Below are 22,349 nucleotides of genomic sequence, written 5' to 3'. Positions count from 1 at the left end.
GTTAATATCAATAACAATCGAATTAAAGGTAGGCATATTTAAGCCCGATTTTTAATCGTTTTGTGTCGCGCATTCTGAGTAGCTAAAACAGAGTCTCGTAATTCATAATAAAAAATATAACTATAGAGGATATCCATGGAAGCTTTTGTAAGCGCTGTTAATGATGTTGTTTGGAGTAATGCCCTTATTTACTTATGCCTTGGCGCGGGCTTGTTTTATTCTGTATTAACTCGATTTGCCCAAGTCAGACATTTTAAAGAAATGTGTAAATTACTTTTTAGTCCTAACACATCTGAAAAAGGTATTTCTTCTTTTCAAGCACTTGCAGTGTCTCTATCGGGGCGAGTCGGTGTTGGTAACATTGCTGGTGTTGCTGCTGCTATCGGTTTTGGTGGCCCAGGGGCTATTTTCTGGATGTGGGTTGTTGCATTTTTAGGTGCAAGTACAGCCTTCGCTGAATCAACGCTTGGTCAAATTTATAAAGAAGAAGAAAACGGTCAATACCGTGGTGGTCCAGCGTATTACTTTGACCGTTGTTTAAAACAAAAATGGTTAGCTATCTTATTTGCTATTTCTGCCGTTGTTGCGTGTGGTGTTTTCCTACCCGGTGTACAAGCAAATGCGGTGGGTAACGCATTTACTCAAGTATTTGGCGACGGTACTATGGTTTCGACCAGCTTTGGCGATGTAGGCAGCTTTAAGCTAGTTGCGCTGGCTATTATTCTTATCGTTTTAGCCTTTATTATTTTCGGTGGTATAAAACGTATTGCCAACTTTACTCAAATTGTTGTGCCATTTATGGCTTTGGGGTACATCGTGCTTGCTTTAATCGTTGTGTTTTTACACATCGATAGAGTGCCTGATATTTTTGCTATGATAATAAGCGACGCCTTTACAGCTCAAGCCGGATTTGGAGCTGCAATTGGCTGGGGTGTAAAACGCGGAATATATTCAAATGAAGCGGGTCAAGGTACAGGACCTCATGCAGCGTCTGCGGCAGAAGTAGACCACCCAGCGCAACAAGGTTTAGTTCAGGCTTTTTCAGTGTACGTAGATACCATCTTCGTATGTACAGCAACTGCACTGATGATTTTGTTAACACAACAATACAACATTGTTGGCGAGCTACCAGCTGGTCAATTTATTGTACAAAATGTTGACGCAGCAACTGAAGTAGGCTCTGCAGCATTTACGCAAATGGCTTTGTTTAGCGTATTTGGCGGTTTTGGTGAGGCATTTGTAGGTATTGCGTTATTCTTCTTTGCGTTCACTACTATTTTAGCTTACTACTTCATTGCGGAAACAAACATTGCTTACTTAAATCGTTACTTTAAAGGAAGTATTCCACTGGTTATTGTGAAGTTTGTGATCATGTTTATGGTGGCGTACGGAATGGTTAATAGCTCTGGGTATATTTGGAGCATTGGTGACATAGGTGTAGGCTTAATGGCGTGGATCAACATCTTAGGCATTTTAGCTATTTTCTTTGTCGCAAAACCGGCACTGTTATGTTTAAGCGATTACGAAGAGCAAAAGAAAAAAGGCGGTAAAATTACCTTTGACCCAATTAAGTTAGGTATAAAAAACGCTACTTTCTGGGAAAAACGCCTTGAAAAACAATCTAAGGATCCTGAGTAATTTAATACACAGTGTACTTGCAAGTTTGATTGGATAAACGGGTTTAAACCAATAAAAAGAAAGTTACATTATCTGTTATTGCTTTAAATTCAAAAAAGACAACAACAAATAAAACAAGTACAATAAAGGCGCCGCAAGGCGCTTTTTTTATGCGTAGTATGGAGAGATGTATGGCGATTATTCGTTGCCCAAAATGTGCAAAATCAATTTCAGATAAATACAAGCAATGTCCGCATTGCGAAAGTAACATTTCAGAGCTAAATGACGAGCAGGTTCAACAACTTCAGCGCGAACAGCAAATTAAAAAAAAGCAGATGTTTATAAATCACTCTTTCCTAGCACTTATTTTATTTTTGGGTGGTTTTTTCTGTTTATATTTTTTACAACCGCAAAAAGAAACCCTTGAGTGGTATGCTTACACCATCGCCATTGGCGTAGGGTGCATTTGGTATCTTATTAACCGTATTATTTTAGTGACTCTTAAAAAGAAAAGATGACATGAATATCGATAAACTCGTAGAAAATATTACTCCAGAATTATTTGAACGCCTGCAATATGGTGCATCCACTGGCAAATGGCCAGATGGCACTGTGTTATCAGATGAGCAAAAGCAACAAACAGTGCAGTTGGTTATGTTGTATCAAGCAAAGGTGGCTCAATCGAACGAGCAATTTACGATTGGTGCTAATGGTGAAATGATCCAAAAGACAAAAGCGCAACTACAAAAAGAATTCAAATCAGACAACGAAATAGCTAGGTTTAGTGAACATGATCTTTAAGCACCTTTTTACGCCAAAATGGAAACACCCTAAGCAACAGGTACGTCTTGATGCAATTGAAAAGCTAGATACGCAGCGCGATGCAAGTATTTTAAATACACTTGCATTAGAAGACAGCTCTGCAGAAATACGCCGAAAAGCGCTTCAAAAGGTAAATGATTTACCACTTTGGTGGAAAGCCTATAAGCAAGACCAAGCGTTGAAGGATATAGCTGAGCAGCAAATATCTAACGCGGTTTTAAACAGTGAAAGCACACTAACACCGCAAATTAAAAGTGAATATATAGAACGCTTTGCGCCTGTAAAAACATTAGAAAAACTAGCGTTTGCAGAGAAAGAACTAAAAGTTCGCGTTAAACTACTTAAGCGTTTAGCAAACCCAAAATTAGTAGAAAAAGCTTTTAAAGAAGGCAGTGAAGAATTACAAAAGCAGCTAGTGGAGTTAGTTATTAACCACCAGCTTACCAAACCACTTGCTAAACATGCTAGAGGGGAAGCGAAAAGCACCCTTGATACGCATATTGAAAATGAGCGTCTGGCCAAAGAAATGCCACAAGAAGTTGAAAATTCAACGCGCGTTATTTTAGCAAAACTTAATGCGTTACGTGAAAAAACAGACTTTGCGTTGGTAAACCCACAAGCTGCTGAATTAATGGCTCAATGGCAAGCATTAGAGCTTAAATGGCTATCAGCAGAGCGTATAAAATCGCTAGATGAAAAGTACATAGCTATTACCAGCAAGCTTGATACTCATATAGCGCAACTTAAAGCTGAGCACGACAAAGAACAGCAACGTTTAGCATTAAAACAGCGTCAATTATTGGCTTTAGCAACGCTTGAAGCATTAAGTGATGAAATTGAAAATGCGCTTCAATTAGGTTTAGAAACCCCAGAGCAAATTCAACAAGATTGGCTTGACGCTAAAGTAGCCCAAGCAAAACAAGCGATCACAGAGACTGAGCTTGAAAATAGCGCACAGTCTAAAGCGGTAATAACAAGGCTTGAGACTTTATTTTCACAAGTGGCTAAATTACCCGAACTAACAACGGTAATTGCGCAATATAAAGAGGCATTGAACGCCTTACAAAAAATTGAACCAGCGCAAAGCATTGAGCAATATGACGATATTATTTCAGCGTTTAATCAAGCGTTTAAAGAAACGCGTGGGCATATAGCTATGTTAGACAGCGCACTGCAAGGCAAGTTTAAAACTGAGTTAAACGCGCATAAAAAGCAGTTTTTAGTACCAATGAATGAGTTAGTTAAACCGCTTGAAAAAAATCAAAGCCAAGCAAAGCGAAAAGCTCGTGATGTTAAGCGCTTAATTGAAGAAGGCCGGTTCAATGTGGCATTTGGTGTATTTAAAGGTTTTGAAGAGCTATTTAATACATTAACAGCACGCTACCAGCAACCACTTGAAAATATTAAAGCAGAGCTAGAGCAGCAGCTTGCTGACGCAAAAGATTGGCAAAAATACGCCGCTGCACCAAAGCGTGTTGCGTTACTTGAAGAAGTAGCCGCGTTAACCGAGCAAGAATGTACCGACCCGCAACAACGTGCAGAACAAGTAAAAATGTTTCGCACACGTTGGAATGAGCTTGGCCGTTTAGATACAGATGAAGAAAAACAACAAGGTGTTCAGTTTGACGAACATATTGAATTGTTGTTTGCACCTTGTCGTAGTTACTTTGCCGAGCAAGAAAAAAACCGCGATGCAGCTAAGTTGCAACGTGAAAGCATCATTACTGATATGCACGTGCTTAGCACAGAGCCTACTAGCGAAGAAGGCTTTGATTGGAAACAGTTTGAAAGCCAATACAATAGGCTAAATAAAGCATGGCGCAGTGTAGGAAAAGTTGACCCTAAAACATATCGAGTTTTAAATGAACGCTATAAAAATGAGCAACAACAGGTGCTTGGTTTATTAAATGCGTTTCATAAAGGTAATGCTGCGCTTAAAAATGATTTAGTAGAACAAGCACAGCAACTATCACAAAGTGACGACTTAGCAAGTGCTTGCCAGACGTTAAAGCAAATGCAGCAGCAATGGCAAACAATTGGCTTTGCGGGCTTGAAAGCTGAAAATGCGTTGTGGCAAAAGTTTCGTCAATATAACGATGAAGCATTTAGTAAGCGCAGCACTGAATTTGAGCAACAAAAGCTTGAACAGAATGAGTCAGACAAGCAAGCCGCTGCAGAGCTTGCTGAATTAGAAGCGGTACTAGAGGCGGTTGAACAACGTGCGCAACTTCATGACCTAGAAACGAAGGTAAAGGGTTATGCACAATTCAGAACGCTTGCGCCAAAAGTGACTACTTTGCTTAAAGCCATAGATGAAAAAGTGTCATTGCTTATCACTAAATCAGAGCAGGCTAACTTAGATGCCTTACTTAATGCGCTTCAAAATAATGAAGAAGTACCTGCTCAGTATCAAGCACCGCTAAAAACAACGCTTAACGAAGAGCAACTTGTAACGCGTATGGAAATTTTAGCAAATGTGAGTTCGCCAAATGCATCACTTAGAATGGCAGAGCAAGTTGCTATGCTTGATGATAAACACCGTGGCGATCATGCTGATTTAAATTATTATTTAAAACAGTTGCTCGCGCTCAGTAACGGTTCAGTTGAACCTGACACACTAGCTCGATTAAAGACGACACTTGCAGCTTAATCATTAACATTACTTTAAATGTTGATTAAAACTTTAAAAGGCCGCTTAAATAGCGGCTTTTTATATCAACCAAACAAAGGATTTACCATGAGATTTTTATTACTTATTACTACGCTTTTTTTAACTGCCTGTAATAGCACGCAAGGTGTATCGGTATATTCATTTACAAATGCTGAAGTAGAAAGCGTATTAGCTAAAGAGTTGCCAAAGTTAAGCGAAAAAGTAAAGCTAATGGGATTACCTGTTCAGCTTAACGTTAATGATTTAAGTGTTGATATAGGGCCAGATAATCGTGATGTTGTTTTACTTGGCGCTGACTCTAGCGCAGAGATCAACGCTTTTGCACTTAAATACCCAATTCGTTTAAAGCTTCAAATAGAGGGCAGCCCATTTTACGATAGCGAGAAAAAAGCAGTGTTTTTGCGTAATATTAAACTACTGGGCTCAAGCGTTGATGCTGGTGGCTTTAGAGGCAACATTGGCGCGCTTGACGATCAAGCAATGGGTGTAATCAATACCTTTTTGGCTAACAACCCTGTATATACGTTAAACATGAACGATCCTAAAATGATGCTATTGAGCAAATTACCACTCGACATGAAAGTATCGCAAGGTGCAATTAAACTGGTTCCTAGATTATAAATAACCAGGCTAATCAGATCGGCCTGCCTTAATTAATCGTATTAAATAACCTAACTATAAGCTAATTAGGTTCATTATATTATGGCAGCACCGCGTAACGTGCCCACATCGAGACTTTCTCGTTTTGCAAAATTAGGCTCATTAGCAACAGGCGTTGCGGGTAATATGCTGGTTGATGGCGCTAAAAGTGCACTAACAGGTAAAGGGTGGGATAACAAACGCTTACTTCTGCAACCTAAAAATATTGAAAAACTTGCTGTGCAGCTCTCCCACTTACGCGGAGCAGCAATGAAATTAGGCCAGCTTCTATCTATGGATGCTGGTGATTTGCTCAGTCCTGAGCTTGCCCAGTTACTCGCTTTGTTGCGCTCTGACGCAAATCCAATGCCGCATAAGCAGCTGGTTGAAGTTTTAAAAGAACAATGGGGGGACGACTGGCTTTCTCGTTTTTCTCATATTGAACTCAGACCTTTTGCAGCGGCTTCTATTGGGCAAGTGCATTTAGCGTATCAAGAAAATGGCGATAAGCTCGCAGTTAAAGTTCAGTACCCGGGTATTGCAAAGAGTGTTGAGAGCGACGTAGATAACGTGATTACGCTGTTAACCCTATCGCGCCTATTACCTAAAGATCTCGACATTAAACCCCTTGTGAATGAGGCTAAGGCACAATTACTTGCAGAAGCAGATTACCTGCGAGAAGCAGATTATTTAATACGTTACAAAAATGCACTCAACGGCAATGCTCACTTTAAAGTGCCTGATGTTTACACTTCGCACAGTACGCAGCAAGTGCTTACAATGGAATATGTTAATGCTGAACCCATAGAGAGCATCACAGAGCAGCCACAAAGCCAGCGAAGTTTTGTTGCTGAGCAGCTTATTAATTTATTTTTTAAAGAAATGTTTGAATTTAAACTCATTCAAACGGATCCTAACTTTGCTAATTTTCATTATCAAACAGAGACACAAAAAATCGTTTTATTTGATTTTGGTGCAACGCGAGAAATATCAACCGAGTTGAGTTCAGCGTATTTGGCACTATTTAAAGCAGGTAGCGATAACAGCCGAGAGGGCGTATTAAAAGCAGCATCGCAAATTGGTTATTTTAAAGATGACATTATGGATAATTATAAAAATAACGTAATCGACTTGTTTTTAATGGCGTGCGAACCGCTCAGGCATGATGGTGAATTTGATTTTAAACATAGCCAGTTAGCACTTAAAATTAAGGATGCTGGGCTTGCACTTAGTGCTCAATCACAGCAGTGGCACACTCCACCCGTCGATGCGTTGTTTATACACCGAAAACTAGCCGGTTTGTATTTAATAGCTGCTCGTTTGGGGGCAAAAATTGATGTGCGTGCGCTTTTTAGTCATTTCGCATAAATGCTGAGCTAATATCGATACAAAGTTACTGGTGCAGTAATGTGTTAAAGTTGTCATAATACTCGTGATATTTCGCGAGGTGTAGTTATGATAAAGCAATTTTTAAACGATCCAAAGTTATTACTTAATGCCGTGGGTGAGGGAATTTACGGATTCGACTTGTCTGGAAACGCTGTATTTGTAAACCCAGCAGCAGAGCGCATGACAGGGTGGAAGGCAGAGGAGCTACTAGGAAAAAAAATACATCAATATCATCACCATACTCGTGCCGATGGCACGCCTTACCCTGCAGATGAGTGTCAAATTTACTGTACCATGTTTGATGGTAAACGCCGTGAAGTTAACAATGAAGTGTTTTGGCGCAAAGACGGTAGCTCGTTTGCTGTTGAATATACATCCACCCCAGTGTATCGAAAAAATCAACTTATTGGTGCCGTTGCTATATTTCGTGATATATCGCAGCAGCAACAAACCCAAAATGATTTACAAAACGCACTTAAAAAAATAAAGCAGCTGAGTGAGCAGTTAAAAGACGAGAATAGCTATTTAATAGCAGAGTTAAATCAGGACTGGCAAGACTCTGGGCTTGTAGGGCAAAGCCATGTGTTCCAAACCATGTTAGAGCAAATCAAATTAGTGAGTGAAACCGACACTACCGTGCTTATTCTGGGAGAAAATGGCACAGGTAAAGAGCTAGTAGCACGCAATTTATATAGGTTAAGCAAACGCAGCAAGCATGCCTTTATTAAAGTAAATTGTGCAGCTTTTACACCAAGTTTATTGGAGTCTGAGCTGTTTGGGCATGAGAAAGGCGCTTTTACGGGGGCTAACGAACGTCGTAAAGGCCGATTTGAACTGGCCGATAAAGGCACACTTTTTTTAGATGAAATAGCCGAATTACCTCTAGAATCACAAAGTAAGCTACTAAGAGTGCTACAAGAGCAAGAATTTGAACGGGTTGGTGGTAGCCAAACCTTATGTGTAAACATTCGAGTTATAGCGGCTACAAACCGCGATTTGTGGCAAATGGTGCAAAAGGGCAGTTTTAGAATAGATTTATATTATCGACTTAATGTATTTCCTATTAAAGTACCGGCCCTGAGAGAGCGAAAAGAAGATATTCCTTACTTATGCAGCAACCTCATACAGCAATTAAATAAACGCTTAGGGAAGCAGTTAAAAGGGCTAAGTAAAAAAGCAGTTACTAAGCTTCAAGCCTACGATTGGCCTGGTAACATAAGAGAGCTGCAAAATGTACTGGAGCGAGAAGCCATTTTGTCCAAACAATCTGTTTTACAGCTCAATCAACCACTCAATGGTGACACTACGCAAAATGTTGACGAGTCTCTTACCCTCGATGAGGCGCAAAGGCTGCATATAAGCCGTGTTTTAACACTTTGTAACGGGCAAATTTCTGGAAGTAAAGGTGCTGCACTTAAGTTAGGATTACCTGAAAGTACACTTCGCTCAAAAATGAGAAAGCTAGGAATTAGTAAATAATCGCGATATATAACGGCTTTCGTTATATATCACGATTATAAAAAGCGCGTGAATTATAAAGTTATTTAATATCAATAGATTAAATAAAGTTTCAGTTTGGTCTGAAAGTTGCAAATACTTAAACAACATCCGTTCTAATTAAGTAAGTAACATGAAGTTTGATATTAAAGAGCAAGACATGATCATTAAGCCCTATAACTCAGGGCCAATTTATATTCGCGAGCAAAAAGGCTTTTTTCAACGTATACGCCGTAATTTAGGCTGGTTGCTAATGTTAACGTTTATTGCCATTCCATGGATTCAATATAACGGTCAGCAGGCTGTACTGTTAGATGTCGCAACACAAACCTTTACTATTTTTGGATTAACACTTCTTCCTCAAGACTTTATGATTTTAGCCATGCTTTTTATGGTGGGAGCCTTTGCGTTATTTTTTGTTACTAATTGGCTTGGCCGAGTTTGGTGCGGTTACACGTGCCCACAAACAATATGGATGTTGATGTTTACATGGGTTGAGCAACGAATAGAAGGTACACGCAATCAGCGCATTAAATTAGATAAGTCAAAATGGACATTTAGCACGTGGCGTAAAAAAATAGCTAAACACAGCGTGTGGATAGTTATTTCGGTTTTAACAGCGACCTCATTTATGGCGTATTTTATTCCGGCTAAAAATTTATACTTAAACATGCTTTCGTTTGATTGGTCTGGCATTACCACATTTTGGGTGCTTTTTTTTGCTGGGTGTACGTACGGTAATGCTGGTTTTTTAAGAGAAAAAATGTGCACCATTGCATGCCCGTATTCTCGTTTTCAGTCAGTGATGTTTGATAAAGATACCTTAGTTGTTACTTATGATGCTGAACGAGGAGAAAACCGTGGCCCACGTAAGCGTAAAGCTGATCCAAAGTCATTAAACCTAGGCGATTGTGTAGACTGTAATTTATGTGTGGAGGTATGCCCTGCGGGTATTGATATAAGAAATGGCTTGCAATATGAGTGCATAAACTGTGGTTTATGTATTGATGCCTGCGATGACACAATGAATAAGTTTGGCTACGACAAAGGCTTAATTAAATACGCGAGTGAAAAACAGATGGAAGGTAAAAAAACCAACCCATTTAGATTAAAGCTTGTTGGCTATGGTGCGTTAACTGCCTTACTTATCCTATCGATGTTTGCATGGATGATGCAGCGTACACCCATAGAGGCTTCAGTGCTTCGTGATAGAAACGCACTCTACAGAGTAAATTATGAGGGCCTAGTTGAAAACCCATACACACTAACCATTATTAACAAAACACAGCAATCAATGCACTACACAATCGCTATTGAGGGGTTACCTGGGGCAACGCTTAAAAGTCCAAAGGCAACACTCGTACAACCTGGTTTAATGAAAAAAATACCGGTTACGGTTACCGCTGATGGTTACGATATTAAACAAAAAGTAAGTAAATTAAGATTTGTAGTTACCGCGCAGGAAGATGCGAGTATTACCATCACCAAGGACAGTCAGTTTTATAAAAACTAAGTAGTTAAACGCCAAGTTGATTAAATAATTAATCCGCTTGGCTGTTTTTAAGGTGCTTAATAACGTATTGCTTGGCACTTTCAACCTCACTAAATATACATTTAGTGCCGTCTCTGCCAACGCTATTTAAAACCCGCGACATTTGACTGATTGCGATGGCCGATGTCATTACATACGCGCTGATAAAGCAATTTGCAGCTTGCATTTTTTTGCCAATTTTAGTGAGCAATAACTCGGCTTCAGGCGTCGCTGCTAATACCTTTCGTGAGTCGCTAATATAGCCCCAGGGGTTGCCGTTAAATTGTGCAGTAGTATTAATGAGCTTTTCACCATACACACTTAGAATATCGGTATCGATACTACCTGAAAATTCAGCAACAATTATGTTGTTATCTACATAAAAATTAACGTTGCCATAGTCATTTTTTAATGAAAAATCATAATGCTCATTTTTATCTACTTGCAAAGCTTTCTCTCTATTTATATTACAGACTTGTTACTACGTTTAATAAAACACACTTATAATAAACGTAGCAACTAGTAATTTAGCCTTCATTTCGTAAATAATTTAAAGCACTATCAATAACAGCAACTTGCGCTAATATACATTGTTCACTATTGGCTGAAGGGCTATCTGGGTAAACCTCTGTTGTTGTTACAAAAGATGCATCAGTAAAGCCCATACATAAACCTAATTGGCGTGCTGCGTAATTTATAACGCCAAATTGTTCCTGCGGTACGCCTATTAATGCATTGTTTTCATCGCTTGGTGCAATATGCGTAACCTTTGCAACGCCCTCAATAATCACTTTTTGAAATTCTGGCTCTGGCTTTGTACTGTCAGCAACTAAGTAAAACCCATCAGGAATATTCCAGTTTGTATTAGTTGTGCCTTCACGTGCTGCAAGCGCTGGCCTGAATTCACTGTTATCGGAGTCTGTTGTCTCGTGTAAATCAATGTGTGCTAGTAGATCAATATTTAATGATTTTACATAGGCCATAACAGCGGCAGACTCGTGTGCTGGGCTATTTTCGTAAAAGGAGCGGTTAGGATCTATTGCGTTTGGGTTCCAGCGATTAATTGTTTCATACCCCCAAGGGCTAATACAGGGAGTAATAATTATATTAAAGTGTTTTGAATGATTTAAAGCAGAGGTTTTTGCAAATCTAAGCGCGCCATGTACACCACTTGTTTCGTAGCCATGCACGCCACCGGTAATTAAAACCGTTGGTTTGGTATCATCAAAATTAGGTGTTTGCAGGGCATATAATGGATAACAGCCATCGTTGTAATTAAGCTCACCATATTGCTCAACCGTTAATGTGCCTTTAAGCTCGTTAATTAACGTTAACACTTCATCTTGGTAGCTACGCTTTATAACTTGGCTCGCAAGCCATTGAGCTTTATCGTCGTCGTTCCATTTAGTACCGGGTGTGCCAATTGGGTATGTGCTGTCAGTCATTATAAAGCCTTGGTATATCAATATTTAATGAAATAAAGCGCTAGCTTAACGCTGACTAAAATAGCCTGCAACTTAATGCGATGTATCGATATAATTGAGTTACTTCTTAAAAAACTAATCCAAAGCTGTAATAAATAAAAGTGAATTAAATACACCGTTAGTTATGTAAGCGAGGTATTTAGCCCAAGCCACTAAACTGATAAGCTTGTAGCGCATTTTGCCACTTTTAAGACTATTACTATGAGAAATCAAATTTTATTTAATAAATACATGCTATTAACAGCGATTTTTACACTAATAAGTACTGTATTTTCGGTTGATTTAGCCGCGCAACAACAAAGCCAAACATTAGTCTTATTAGGATCAGAGCCACGCATGTGCGCTGAAAGTTCGTGTACTAGGAGTGAGAAGGTTGAAAATATAACCCAAAAATTATACTCACCTACTATTAATAAGATAAAGCTCATAGCAAAAAATTGGCCAACCAGTAGCCTTTCTAATAAAAAAGCGACACTAGATGTGCTAAAGCAATTACAAAAGAATGAACCTAAGCATGTGTCAAAGCAAAATTTACTGTGGCAGTGGCGTGACGTAGATAATTTGCAATTAGAAAGCTTATCGGAGCATGAATACAATTATGTGCTTGATATGCTCGAAGTGTCAGAAAGTAAGAATGATAAAAAAATGAATAGCAAAGCAATTAATACTTCACGCTATGAAAATAATGATATTTTACAATTTATTACTGGTAGCCTAAAAGTAAATAGCGCTAAACCGACCATGCTTGTTATTACTGCAGCGCGTCGTGATCCATACGCGTATGCTGAAGCGGCAACATCTCTTTTAGCAGAATCACAAATAAGTACCAAGTGGCTTGCATTAACGCCTGCACTTGCAAAGGCAATAACCACGGGTCGTTGCGATCAACTGCCTTCACTAAGAAACAGCGCTATGCAAGTGTATAACCGAGAGTCAATTTATCCTTCGCAAACTCAAACCGAATACGGCTTGTGTAAAAGTGGAGTAGTTGCATTAACCACATTAATAAAAAACAGTACCGGCGTTATGTTTCATAGTGGCGATACTGCGTTATTGCATAGCGTTTTATTTAATGATGAAAACGAGCCTTACCCATGGACAAATTCACTTATAACAAGCCCGGTTATTGTGGGAATAGGTGAGGGGAGCGCCATACAAGGTAATAGCTTAATTACAAATAAAAACGTAACAAGTACAAATGTACTAAAAGGGGAAACCCTGACCACTAAAAAGGGCTTAGCAACGTTTAATTATGGTGTGTTAAGTACGCACTTTAGTGAGCAAAACCAAACTTTTAAATTGGCCATGATGATTGACACTTTTAGCAACGGTAAAGCTACATCACAGTATGGTTTTGGTGTAGACGAGAATACCGCCTTGGTTGTTATAAAATCGCCAGAAGGTAATTTAATGACGGTCGTAGGTGAAAATGGTGTGGTCCATTTAACTCCCGAGGCAACAAACATTGCTGTGCATCCCCCTGAGCAAAAGACAAATTCAAAACCTCAAAAATACCGCTATTCTTATTGGCCTTCTGGCAGTGTAATTGATGTGAGCAATAACTCATTTACTTTGAGCGAGCGCACATTGGGGAAAACATTGCCCTCAATAAAAATTCCGCCATTGCCAGTTCAGCGTTTTGGGACCATATTGACGGATGCTAAATTACGCTCTTTGACACAAGCTATGTGCCTCGCTCAAGAGCAAAGTGCGGTTGCTCAGCAAGATGAATTTTTAATTAGCCTGAATACAAATGCTGATACACGCTATGACCGAATAAACACCAAACCATTTGGTTGTGCTGTGAGTAATTTATCGCTGGTGGTCGAGTCGTTTTAAGTTTAAGGCGTAAATATTTGGATTTTAAGTACCAGCTCTATAAAATAACCAGCATTACGTATAACTACTTTGCATAAAGCAGAGAAATTAAAAGAGTTTTAAAATGAATAATGAAAGTGATGTAATCGATAACTTAGCAGACTTAGAAGCTTTTTTACTCGAAATAGAAAGCGGTGGCTATGGGTTAAAAGGGGTATCTGGCGTTGGTATGGCGACTAAAAACTCAGACGGTACCCGTTTTATTGCCGTATTTGATGATAAACAGCAACTACTATTGGCCCGCGGTATCACCGAAGATGTATTTACTAATGGGCAAGATATGGTTCGTAACGGTGTAAAGCCCAAACACTAATTACATATAAATCAATAAGCGCTGTTTAGCGCTTTTTTTTTGCAAAATTTAAAATGAGTTAAAACATCAAGCAAGGCTAAGAAATATAAAAGGTAAAAAACCGATTTAGGCTAAATAAATGAAGGCTTTACTGCATAACTCGCATATTAACGTATTTCGTTTACTAATTGACCATTTTCATATAATGCCGAATATTGGCGTTTATGCTCTTCAAATAGGTAGGTTCTTAACTGCTCTTTTCCAGTATTAATACGTGTAATTTTTGCAGCCATTCCTGATTTATTTTGCCTAATAGGTTCTATATCAATTGAAATACACTCTTCGTTTGGTAATGTAAACTGCACGTTTTTCATATTACCCAGTCGGCTGTTATCTTTTAGAGGTTTTAAAAATATCCCTGTGCTAGATATAGACTCAATATAAAAACCTTCGCTTTTTATATTGAGCTGGCTCCAACGCCAACTGCGTTGCGTGCCTTTAGTATCAATAACTTCAGGCGCACTGAGTGTTGGGTTAATAACCCCAGAGGGATCTATTTTTAAATCAAGCGGAAACCACAATTGATAGTGCGCAACTTTTGCTAATAGCGTTAAGCTTGCATTACTTAATAGGTGCGCAATGCCTGCGGGTACACTACTTTGTAAAGTAAGCTTATGATTTGGTTTTACTTCCTGATCTTCTGGCTTAAATAAGTCAGAGATAAAGTTTAATTCTTCAGCTGAAAAGTCCATGTTCAACACCGTAAAAATAAAACCTTATCATATGTTAATTAAATAAAATGCTCAATAAGTGTGCAGATTTATTTGTTTTCTTTACTATAATGAAAAGTTTTGTTGGGATTTTCTGTAAATTAAACGTGTATCGTTAGCCGCGCTTGTTATATTTCATCCAGATTATGCTTAAGCGAATAACAATATACTTAAAGTATATTTAGTGCCTTCATGTGCTTTTAAAAACTAAAAAGGGTTTTGTTACTTTGTCGTTTTATTAAGTTAGTAATTAGCACCGGGTGAAATGTCGGCACGTAAGGATGGTTTTAAGATATTGCTGCATACTAAGTAGGAACCAATTGATAGACACTGTTTTCTAGGCGCAATGGACAGCCATAGAACTACTGGTTTAAGTAATCTCTAAGTAAATTAATTTTTCGGGTTAATACTTTTTTGAAGGTTAATTATAGAAACAGGAGAGGTGTTAAATGGTCGGTATGGAGAGATTCGAACTCTCGACCCCTGCCACCCCATGACAGTTTTAGGCCTTGGTGTGTAAGACGATCTATAATTAACTCGTTGTTTTTAATTGATTTAAGTTTTCAGGTGATTTCAGCATAGTTCTAAAAATTAAGTTATACTGGCTACACATTGGCTACACGCTCGGTTTAAACATGGCAGACTTAACTTCAATTACTCAAGCTAAATTATCGGTATTTAAAAAAGAAGCAGACCCAAGGCAGCAGCTAGGGTGCGATAAAATATCAGGTTTCTTTTATATTAAATTGTCTAGTGGTGGCGCATGGCGATTACGTTACACGGATTTACTCGGCAAACGAAGAACAGCCACAATTGCTGACGCGAATGTTAAGCCAAGCCAAGCCGCAGCAGAGGCTATTTCATGGAAAGCCAAATTAAGAGAGGGGGTTGATCCGCTCTCGTATAAAGAGGCACTAGCGCAGCAACAACGCGAGGCCGAACAGCTAAAAGCGGCAAACGTTTACATAACTGTAGGGGCGTTTTATGAATCTATTTATACTCCACATAAATTAGATAATTACAGATATGGCGCTGGTACACTAAAGGTAATTAAGCATAATTTTGAACACTTGTTTAACCGCGATATGGATAAGTTAAATAGCGCTGACATTCTACAGTGGTACAACAAGCGCAAAGGTAAAGGTATAAAGCGCTCAACTTTAGTGAGAGATTTTGGCGCATTTAAAGCGATGCTTAACTTTGCTACCCAACCTTTAAAAGGAGTTAATGAGCCAATTCTCAAGGTTAACCCAATTAAAAGCTTTACCCTGCCAGCACTCACTATTAAAGAGCAAGACGAACTAGAAGCGCATAACGAAAAATTAAGCCACCAGCGCGATATATTCAGCAATGAAGTCAAACAGCAAATAAGCACAGGCTTACAGCTTTACTCAGATAACCTTAAAAAGAAAAGACGTTCAAGTATTGCACATGGTAAAAGCCACCTAGTTAATTTAGATAACTTAACTTATCCGCACTGGTTTATTCCTTTTTGCCATATTGCACGTTTAACGGGTATGCGCCCATCTGACATATACGCTTTAAAATGGGAAAACTTACTATTTAATCAATTCAACGACCAAACCACATTGATTTTCACACCTAGTAAAACTAAAAAAGCAGAAAATAGCCGAAAAATTAAATTCCCTGTGACAGGTGAGTTAAAGCATGTATTTGATAGCTGGGCAGCTCAACAAGAACAGGCTAAAAAAGGCCTAATATTCAAATCAGAGCGCACAAATAAAAGTTTAGAGCGTAAAGCGCACCTTAGGCACTGGAAACAGGTTAAAGCACTTGGAGGCGTGTTAGAGGGATTAGATTTTTACTCTTTTAGGCATAACTTTATATCTGAGCTGGTGGCACGTGGTGTGCCTGTTTTAACTATTGCGGGCTTGGTCGGTCATAAAGATGGGTCGATGATTGCGGCTAATTATCTAAGGCACGATGAAACAGATGTCGGGAATATTTTGGCTAATGATTGGTTTGTTGCAAATGAAGGAAAGCATAATGCTCAGTATTGAAGATTTAAAAGAAGTTGAATCGCTAGAAAGTGAATTAATTAAATTCGATCAAAAGCCATTCAAAAAGTTAGCTAATATGAATAAATATGCTGCTTATTCAGTTCAAACAAATAGTAAAAATTCAGATAAAGTCGAAGCAGGTTATATAAATAGACGTAAATACAGTATTGCACCTGATTTTGGGGATGGTGAGTTATCAGAGGGTCAATTGTCAGAGTACAAAGATGTAATGGATATAGTTAAGTTTAACAGTGATCTAGTGGATAGCTTTTATTTTAATTGGTTGCAGTTAGCTGTCTTCTTTGAGTCAACTTTAAAAGCTGAGGGTTTTTATTCCCACATTAGAGCCTGTGATTCACCTATTAGAGTTTCTGATGGTGTACCTTTTTACAATTTAAATCAAGAGGATAGAAGAGCTGCGCTTAAACAAGATAACTACATTAGTGATTATAAAAAATATTTTGAGCGTAAGTCTTCTAAAAACCCAATAGCTTATACTGCGATTGAAGGGCTAACTGAAATGCTAAGTGCTTATAAATGGGCGCTGAATGATGGATTCAGTGGTGCTTCTGTCCATTTAATGCGAGCAGCTATTTGTTTAAAAAACCTAGAAACTCAAAAGCTTGAGCGCCTTCATCATATAGGGAGGATAAAATCAGAGAAATCGGGTGGGAAGAAAGGAAGCAAGTACGATGGTGACATTCCTGAAATGCAAAAAGTAATTGATGATTACCTGAAAGCAAAGAAAGGTAAAGCAGTCAGTGACAATGAGATGTTTAAGCACCTTAAGTATAAAGGATTTGGACTAGGTCGTGGAACTTTTAGTAATTTTTTACATGAAAAGAAAATAAAAAAGTAATAAGTGTTCAGCTCTGAAAGATTTGAACACTTATAAAAAATATATTTATCTCGACATAGCAACCATGAGGTAAATATAAATGTCTTTAAACAACTCAAACCTACGTTTACAACAAGCTGCTGAATACCTTGGTATTAGCAAAGTTTCACTTTATCGCCTTGGAGAAAATGACCCAACCTTCCCTCGAAAAATCCACATTACTAGTCGTTGCTGTATTTATCGTAAGGCAGATTTAGACGCATGGCTTGAAAGTAAGGAGGCTTAATCATGTTAACTATTAACGACCTTAACCCTTGTTATATACCTAAGTCACATACTCAAGCTTATAAACTACTGTCATTACTTTTAGATAGTGATGAGGTATTAGAGGCCGAATTAACCCACATTTTTAATGGTCGCCAGCGTAGCCCAATACAAAGCTTAGGGGGGAGTAAGTATTGCTGGAACATCATTAATCACACAAATGATAAAGGCGTTATTTTTTCGCGTAGTTTAGACCCTAGACATAAATCAGGTTCAAAGCTTGATGATGCTAAAGCAAGGGCAGAGAGAAAAAGCGAGTATAAACAAGATTCACATAAGCTGGCAAAGCAAGGTCGAATTAGGGAGTCTACAGCCTTTCTTGAATCTATCAGAGCGAAGTCAGAGCTTGCCGATCTAGTGAGTAATGCTGCAAACGATGATCACTACAATCAACAAACCGAAAATGAAAAAGCCACTACAGCGGCAACTGTAACGGCTTCTAATTCAAGTGCTAGTAGAGATAGTGTAGAGACTGACCACCAGCAAAAAAAGGAGTACAAAAAAATGAGCTCTTTTAAAAGTTACAAACAAATAAAGCTTGCGTTTGATAAGTTACTCAACTCAGAGGTAAGTGTAAAGCTTAGTGAAGTTTTAATTTTAATAATATATTTAATTTTTCAAATAGTGGTATTAGTGGCGTTATCTTTCTCTTTGATTAAATCGGGGGCTTTATGATTGAGCATAAAAAAGCCCTCGACAAAGGGCTTATTAAAAATCTATGTTGTGGCCTCTATTATATCAATAAACTTAAAACATTGCTGAGCGCTACCGCCAGTATAAGCATGTTTCTTGTAAGTATTATTTTTAGTAGGGGGCTTAAACATGCTTAAATTCTTACACGCTAAAAGCCACAATGTCACCGCTGACTTTAGTTATATAAATTGGCATGCGTTAAAGCTAAATGTTACAAGCCCTCAAAGCTTAGGCGCATTAACACCTAAGGAGGCTAAAGCTAAATCGGCCGTTATAGCGGCCACCGATGCGCCCAATAAAACAAAAGAGTCAATACTCTTACATGATAGCTTTACATTGCTAAGGCTTGATTTAGACGATACTAACCTAGAGTTAGCTACTATTGCCGATATGCTAGAGAGCATGTGTATAGAGTCATACATAATTCATACCACAGCAAGCCACCAGCAACAGGCCACAACAAACCGTTACAGAGTTTATATAGAACTAGCCGCTTCTATTACTTATAAGGTATGGGCAGCTATGGAAAGCTATTTGAGTTATATTTTTAACGCTGATGATTGCGCTAAGCGTCCACAGCAAATTATGTATTTACCTGTACGTTTAAAAGATGATAGCTACCAATTTAAAATTGCAGAAGGTAGGGCGCTTAATGTTGAAAGCTCTCAGCTTTACAAGGACGCACAGCAATTTGAAGCAGAGCAAAGCAAAGAGCTAGAACAGGCTATTAGTCTGCCTATAAAGCCAGCTTATCAAACAGAGTTAATAGGTAATCAGGTTTCTATTATAGATGCTGTAAACAGTGCTTATTCATGGCATGAGTTGCTTATTCAATACGGCTACAAAGCACAAGGTAAAGCTTATTTGCCGCCAGAATCAACCAGTAAACAAGCGGGGGCTTATATATTAACGAGTCATACCGATGGTAAAGAGCGTTATTATTCGCACCATGAAAATGACCTCTGCGCTAATGGCTTATGTATAGATAAGTTTGATTTTATGGTGATACGTTCCTATCAAGGCGATTATAAACGAGCGTTAAAGCTGGTGGCTGAAACTTACTTTTCTGAGTTGCACAAACACAACTTAAAAGAGTACAAAATTTATAAGCAAAACCAACGCACCCAAACGTTATTTATGGGGGCTAAATTATGAGTATAAATATACCAGCCCCGCACAAAAGCTACGAAATAGAGTTACCTCAAAATACGGCACTAGATAGGCCACGCTTTACCGATTTAAAAGAGGACAGTAAAGGCAATGTAAGAGTATTGAACACTAATCAAAACCTTGCTGATTTAGCTAATTTTTGCAGCCTAGACTTTAGGCTTAACATGATGACGTTTAATAATGAGGTGTGTGACATGTTTGGTAATTTAATAGCCGACTCTTACGACAGTATTAATAGTAAGCTTATATCTGCTGCAAACATTTATGGTTTACCTGAAAAGGCAATTAACACACATTTAGTCGCGCTATGTGAGCAAACTAAATACCACCCCATAAAATTATACTTAGATGGTGAACAGTGGGACGGTAAAGAGCGCGTTAGTGCGGTTATTAGCTGTTTAAATGCCAAGCATGAAGCGTTAGCCGAAACCGTATTAAAGCACTGGCTGGTTGGTTGTGTGGCCTCTATTTATGAGAGCAACTTTAACAGTAAACTTGTGCCTGTTTTACAAGGTGATCAATCTTTCAGAAAAACAGCGTTTGTTTCTCGCTTTGCAGAGATTATTCCACATGCGTTTTTAGAAGGGGCGGCACTAAACCCCGATGATAAAGACAGTGTTTTATCCTGTATTCGCTCATTTATTGTTGAGTTAGGCGAGCTTGAACGCACCAGTAAAAACTCACAAGGTAGTTTAAAAGCGTTTATTACTAATAAGGTTGATACGGTTCGCCCACCTTATGCAAGGCTCGATATTAAAAAACCACGGCAAACACATTTTATTGCCACGGTTAACGGTAGCGAATTTTTAAAGGATGAAACAGGCTCAAGCCGCTTTGCTGTTATTGAAATGGAACAGGCCGCTAACATGGATAAGTTAAACGAGTTGCTAGGCTGGCACTATGACGGTACAGGCTCATTAAAACAGGTTGATGAGTCACAACTCAAACAGTTTTGGCTTGAAGTAAAGCATCTCTATTTAAGTGGTTATGGTTGGATGCTAAAAGACGAAGATTTGCAGCAAATAGCCAAGCTTAATGACAGCTATCAAGATAAGGGCTTTGCATATAGTTACATATACGACAATTATATAGCACCTGCCAGTAAGATAGATTTTGCAAACGAAATAGACAGGCCGCAGTGTATAAATGGCTGGTTTACTGCTGGTGAGTTAAGTTATGAAGATAAAAAGCTTAGCTCTCAGTCAAACAGCATTATTGGTAAAGCGCTAAAACAGCTAAACCGAGAAGGTTATCTACAAGCTAAAAAAGCGGGGGGGAATCAAACACGATATAAATTAAGCAGTAACTAGCCGCTTCTTTTATATTAACTGTTAGGTTAGTTGAGTAAAGTTAAGCTCTTAAAATTTACCTAACTCCGCTAAAGCCCTTTATTTATAAGGGCTTTACTTATTTGTGTTAAGTAGTTAAGTAACTTTATATAAATAATTAAAATAACTGATTAAATACGTGGTAGTCAGTAAAAAGAATAAGGACTACCGAGTATAGAAAAGGCTAATATAGAGAAGTTAGCGTTTTTACTTAACTCCTAACTGTTATTTCTTTTTCATACTTTGTTAAATGTATTTTTGGTGAGTCGGGGATTATGCTAGGCTTGATGAGGGATAAATTTTAAATGGATTTTTAATATGATTAAACAATTTTTTTCACTTTCACTTTCACTTTCACTATTAGTTATAGCCGCATGTTCTGAACTCCCAGAAAAAAAGATGAACTTTTCTTCAATTAAAGGGTTCACGATTAACGAAAGACTCCCAGCTTGCCCAGATGAAACACTTGAATACACTTCAGCAGATAATAACTTTACATGTGAAATACCAACTACTTTTTTTAACTCTCCTACAAAAATAACAGTAAAAGTAGCTGATGGAGTTATTCACAAAATAAAATTAGAGTTAAGTGAGGGCGATTTGAATTATTCATTTAGTTATTTAGAGAGCGAACTGTTAAAGCAGTATGGCGATCCTACTAAAATAATAACTAAAGGGTCTAAAAGAGGAATCATTTGGTTTAATGATTCAAACGGTTTTTATACTATAGCTGAGTTTCAAGATAGTAAATTTTACGGTAAGAGTATTGAGCTAAAAGCAGCCTCACCTAAAAATGAAGCAGAAAAATCTAAAATTAAAAAGTTTATATTTCCTGAGAATGATATGTAATATATCAGTGAATTTGAAAATAAAAAATATAGGGAAATAGTATGTCAGTGGGTTTTATTGTTCTTTTTTTGTTTGTGCGGATTAATAGCAGGTATTGCTGGAAGTAATAAAGGAAGAAGCGGCTTTCTATGGTTTTTAGTCGGTTTTGTTCTTGGCCCCCTTGGTATAGTGTTAGCGCTTGTCGCTAAAAAGGACAACCAAACTATCGAGAGCAAAGAACTAGCCTCAGGTACAACAAAAAAAATGTCCATTTTGTGCTGAACTAATAAAGAATGAAGCTATTATTTGTAAGCATTGTAATCGAGAGCAAACAGAACATAACGCGTCCATGCAAAGATACAACAGCCAAAAAGCGTTACTAAATGCAATTGCTGATAATGATGTTGAAGGCGTAAAAAATATTTTAAATACAGCCCAAGACATCACTTATGCGGAGTTTTCTACTCCACCCTTAGAATACGCAGAGTTACATGATAACGAAGAAGTCATAAGCTTAATAAAAACAAAATTCAATAAGTGATGATAAGCCCAAGTTT

At 38.1% G+C, this 22,349-nt stretch carries 21 protein-coding genes; 18 read left to right on the top strand and 3 right to left on the bottom strand.

Going from position 1 to position 22,349, the window contains the following annotated elements; genetic code table 11:
* Positions 1-135: 135 nt before the first annotated feature.
* From P20480_RS03425 to ccoG, 8 genes are all read left to right on the top strand, one after another.
* Positions 136-1,638 (top strand): alanine/glycine:cation symporter family protein, encoded by a 1,503-nt coding sequence (locus P20480_RS03425; protein WP_008132031.1) that lies wholly within the window; start codon positions 136-138, stop codon positions 1,636-1,638.
* A gap of 170 nt (positions 1,639-1,808) precedes the next feature.
* Positions 1,809-2,135, top strand: coding sequence for a hypothetical protein (locus tag P20480_RS03430; RefSeq protein ID WP_008132029.1), 327 nt, complete (start codon positions 1,809-1,811; stop codon positions 2,133-2,135).
* A gap of 1 nt (position 2,136) precedes the next feature.
* The gene (locus tag P20480_RS03435) at positions 2,137-2,418 is read left to right on the top strand and encodes a YeaC family protein (RefSeq protein WP_006794492.1); all 282 of its coding nucleotides are present in this window, start codon (positions 2,137-2,139) and stop codon (positions 2,416-2,418) included.
* Positions 2,408-5,089: a DUF349 domain-containing protein gene (locus P20480_RS03440; protein ID WP_008132027.1), complete on the top strand. Its 2,682-nt coding sequence runs from the start codon at positions 2,408-2,410 to the stop codon at positions 5,087-5,089. Before P20480_RS03435 ends, P20480_RS03440 begins: the two co-directional genes overlap by 11 nt.
* A gap of 87 nt (positions 5,090-5,176) precedes the next feature.
* Positions 5,177-5,731, top strand: coding sequence for a YceB family lipoprotein (locus P20480_RS03445; protein WP_033025795.1), 555 nt, complete (start codon positions 5,177-5,179; stop codon positions 5,729-5,731).
* An 81-nt stretch (positions 5,732-5,812) separates the two neighbouring features.
* A complete protein-coding gene (locus tag P20480_RS03450) occupies positions 5,813-7,117 on the top strand; it encodes an ABC1 kinase family protein (RefSeq protein ID WP_008132025.1) in 1,305 nt (434 codons plus the stop codon).
* Between the two features lie 87 nt (positions 7,118-7,204).
* A complete protein-coding gene (locus P20480_RS03455) occupies positions 7,205-8,617 on the top strand; it encodes a sigma-54 interaction domain-containing protein (protein WP_008132024.1) in 1,413 nt (470 codons plus the stop codon).
* 151 nt (positions 8,618-8,768) lie between these two features.
* Positions 8,769-10,148, top strand: coding sequence for a cytochrome c oxidase accessory protein CcoG (ccoG, locus tag P20480_RS03460; RefSeq protein ID WP_008132023.1), 1,380 nt, complete (start codon positions 8,769-8,771; stop codon positions 10,146-10,148).
* 28 nt (positions 10,149-10,176) lie between these two features.
* On the opposite strand, the gene P20480_RS03465 is transcribed toward ccoG, so the two are convergent.
* On the bottom strand, positions 10,177-10,614 hold the full coding sequence (locus P20480_RS03465; protein ID WP_008132022.1) for a hypothetical protein: 438 nt from the start codon (positions 10,612-10,614) through the stop codon (positions 10,177-10,179).
* A gap of 79 nt (positions 10,615-10,693) precedes the next feature.
* On the bottom strand, positions 10,694-11,611 hold the full coding sequence (locus tag P20480_RS03470; RefSeq protein WP_008132021.1) for a M14 family metallopeptidase: 918 nt from the start codon (positions 11,609-11,611) through the stop codon (positions 10,694-10,696).
* A gap of 240 nt (positions 11,612-11,851) precedes the next feature.
* On the opposite strand from P20480_RS03470, the gene P20480_RS03475 reads away from it, so the two are divergent.
* Entirely contained in the window at positions 11,852-13,489 is a 1,638-nt protein-coding gene (locus P20480_RS03475) for a type 1 glutamine amidotransferase family protein (protein ID WP_008132018.1), read from the top strand.
* 103 nt (positions 13,490-13,592) lie between these two features.
* A complete protein-coding gene (locus tag P20480_RS03480) occupies positions 13,593-13,841 on the top strand; it encodes a hypothetical protein (protein WP_008132014.1) in 249 nt (82 codons plus the stop codon).
* 146 nt (positions 13,842-13,987) lie between these two features.
* Here the strand turns inward: P20480_RS03480 and P20480_RS03485 are convergent, their stop codons facing one another.
* Entirely contained in the window at positions 13,988-14,572 is a 585-nt protein-coding gene (locus P20480_RS03485; RefSeq protein WP_006794482.1) for a hypothetical protein, read from the bottom strand.
* 653 nt (positions 14,573-15,225) lie between these two features.
* Here P20480_RS03485 and P20480_RS03490 point away from each other — a divergent pair.
* The 8 genes from P20480_RS03490 (at position 15,226) to P20480_RS19045 (ending at position 22,333) form a co-directional block, all read left to right on the top strand.
* Positions 15,226-16,611: a tyrosine-type recombinase/integrase gene (locus P20480_RS03490; protein WP_008132013.1), complete on the top strand. Its 1,386-nt coding sequence runs from the start codon at positions 15,226-15,228 to the stop codon at positions 16,609-16,611.
* Positions 16,598-17,470, top strand: a complete 873-nt coding sequence (locus P20480_RS03495) for a hypothetical protein (RefSeq protein WP_008132012.1) — start codon at positions 16,598-16,600, stop codon at positions 17,468-17,470. Before P20480_RS03490 ends, P20480_RS03495 begins: the two co-directional genes overlap by 14 nt.
* A gap of 79 nt (positions 17,471-17,549) precedes the next feature.
* The gene (locus P20480_RS03500) at positions 17,550-17,735 is read left to right on the top strand and encodes a helix-turn-helix transcriptional regulator (RefSeq protein ID WP_008132011.1); all 186 of its coding nucleotides are present in this window, start codon (positions 17,550-17,552) and stop codon (positions 17,733-17,735) included.
* A 2-nt stretch (positions 17,736-17,737) separates the two neighbouring features.
* Positions 17,738-18,448 carry a hypothetical protein gene (locus P20480_RS03505; protein ID WP_008132010.1) on the top strand — a complete coding sequence of 237 codons (711 nt, stop codon included), beginning with the start codon at positions 17,738-17,740 and terminating at the stop codon, positions 18,446-18,448.
* 147 nt (positions 18,449-18,595) lie between these two features.
* Entirely contained in the window at positions 18,596-19,621 is a 1,026-nt protein-coding gene (locus P20480_RS03510; protein ID WP_008132008.1) for a hypothetical protein, read from the top strand.
* On the top strand, positions 19,618-20,946 hold the full coding sequence (locus P20480_RS03515) for a VapE domain-containing protein (protein WP_008132007.1): 1,329 nt from the start codon (positions 19,618-19,620) through the stop codon (positions 20,944-20,946). The genes P20480_RS03510 and P20480_RS03515 overlap by 4 nt, the downstream gene beginning before the upstream one ends.
* A gap of 336 nt (positions 20,947-21,282) precedes the next feature.
* Positions 21,283-21,813: a hypothetical protein gene (locus P20480_RS03520; RefSeq protein ID WP_008132006.1), complete on the top strand. Its 531-nt coding sequence runs from the start codon at positions 21,283-21,285 to the stop codon at positions 21,811-21,813.
* Positions 21,814-22,141: 328 nt separating this feature from the next.
* Positions 22,142-22,333 carry a hypothetical protein gene (locus tag P20480_RS19045; protein WP_008132004.1) on the top strand — a complete coding sequence of 64 codons (192 nt, stop codon included), beginning with the start codon at positions 22,142-22,144 and terminating at the stop codon, positions 22,331-22,333.
* Positions 22,334-22,349: the final 16 nt, after the last annotated feature.

Source organism: Pseudoalteromonas sp. BSi20480, assembly GCF_000241365.1.
GTDB classification, from domain to species: Bacteria; Pseudomonadota; Gammaproteobacteria; order Enterobacterales; family Alteromonadaceae; genus Pseudoalteromonas; species Pseudoalteromonas marina.
The sequence above is the reverse complement of the archived record's forward strand: the minus strand, read 5'-3'. Positions and strand labels throughout refer to the sequence as shown.

What these genes read in the sequence shown, in the direction of transcription:
- P20480_RS03425 (WP_008132031.1), top strand. Translation starts at nt 136, where the DNA reads ATGGAAGCTTTTGTAAGCGCTGTTAATGATGTTGTTTGGAGTAATGCC.
- P20480_RS03430 (WP_008132029.1), top strand. Translation starts at nt 1,809, where the DNA reads ATGGCGATTATTCGTTGCCCAAAATGTGCAAAATCAATTTCAGATAAA.
- P20480_RS03435 (WP_006794492.1), top strand. Translation starts at nt 2,137, where the DNA reads ATGAATATCGATAAACTCGTAGAAAATATTACTCCAGAATTATTTGAA.
- P20480_RS03440 (WP_008132027.1), top strand. Translation starts at nt 2,408, where the DNA reads ATGATCTTTAAGCACCTTTTTACGCCAAAATGGAAACACCCTAAGCAA.
- P20480_RS03445 (WP_033025795.1), top strand. Translation starts at nt 5,177, where the DNA reads ATGAGATTTTTATTACTTATTACTACGCTTTTTTTAACTGCCTGTAAT.
- P20480_RS03450 (WP_008132025.1), top strand. Translation starts at nt 5,813, where the DNA reads ATGGCAGCACCGCGTAACGTGCCCACATCGAGACTTTCTCGTTTTGCA.
- P20480_RS03455 (WP_008132024.1), top strand. Translation starts at nt 7,205, where the DNA reads ATGATAAAGCAATTTTTAAACGATCCAAAGTTATTACTTAATGCCGTG.
- ccoG (WP_008132023.1), top strand. Translation starts at nt 8,769, where the DNA reads ATGAAGTTTGATATTAAAGAGCAAGACATGATCATTAAGCCCTATAAC.
- P20480_RS03470 (WP_008132021.1), bottom strand. Translation starts at nt 11,611, where the DNA reads ATGACTGACAGCACATACCCAATTGGCACACCCGGTACTAAATGGAAC.
- P20480_RS03475 (WP_008132018.1), top strand. Translation starts at nt 11,852, where the DNA reads ATGAGAAATCAAATTTTATTTAATAAATACATGCTATTAACAGCGATT.
- P20480_RS03480 (WP_008132014.1), top strand. Translation starts at nt 13,593, where the DNA reads ATGAATAATGAAAGTGATGTAATCGATAACTTAGCAGACTTAGAAGCT.
- P20480_RS03485 (WP_006794482.1), bottom strand. Translation starts at nt 14,572, where the DNA reads ATGGACTTTTCAGCTGAAGAATTAAACTTTATCTCTGACTTATTTAAG.
- P20480_RS03490 (WP_008132013.1), top strand. Translation starts at nt 15,226, where the DNA reads ATGGCAGACTTAACTTCAATTACTCAAGCTAAATTATCGGTATTTAAA.
- P20480_RS03495 (WP_008132012.1), top strand. Translation starts at nt 16,598, where the DNA reads ATGCTCAGTATTGAAGATTTAAAAGAAGTTGAATCGCTAGAAAGTGAA.
- P20480_RS03500 (WP_008132011.1), top strand. Translation starts at nt 17,550, where the DNA reads ATGTCTTTAAACAACTCAAACCTACGTTTACAACAAGCTGCTGAATAC.
- P20480_RS03505 (WP_008132010.1), top strand. Translation starts at nt 17,738, where the DNA reads ATGTTAACTATTAACGACCTTAACCCTTGTTATATACCTAAGTCACAT.
- P20480_RS03510 (WP_008132008.1), top strand. Translation starts at nt 18,596, where the DNA reads ATGCTTAAATTCTTACACGCTAAAAGCCACAATGTCACCGCTGACTTT.
- P20480_RS03515 (WP_008132007.1), top strand. Translation starts at nt 19,618, where the DNA reads ATGAGTATAAATATACCAGCCCCGCACAAAAGCTACGAAATAGAGTTA.
- P20480_RS03520 (WP_008132006.1), top strand. Translation starts at nt 21,283, where the DNA reads ATGATTAAACAATTTTTTTCACTTTCACTTTCACTTTCACTATTAGTT.
- P20480_RS19045 (WP_008132004.1), top strand. Translation starts at nt 22,142, where the DNA reads ATGCAAAGATACAACAGCCAAAAAGCGTTACTAAATGCAATTGCTGAT.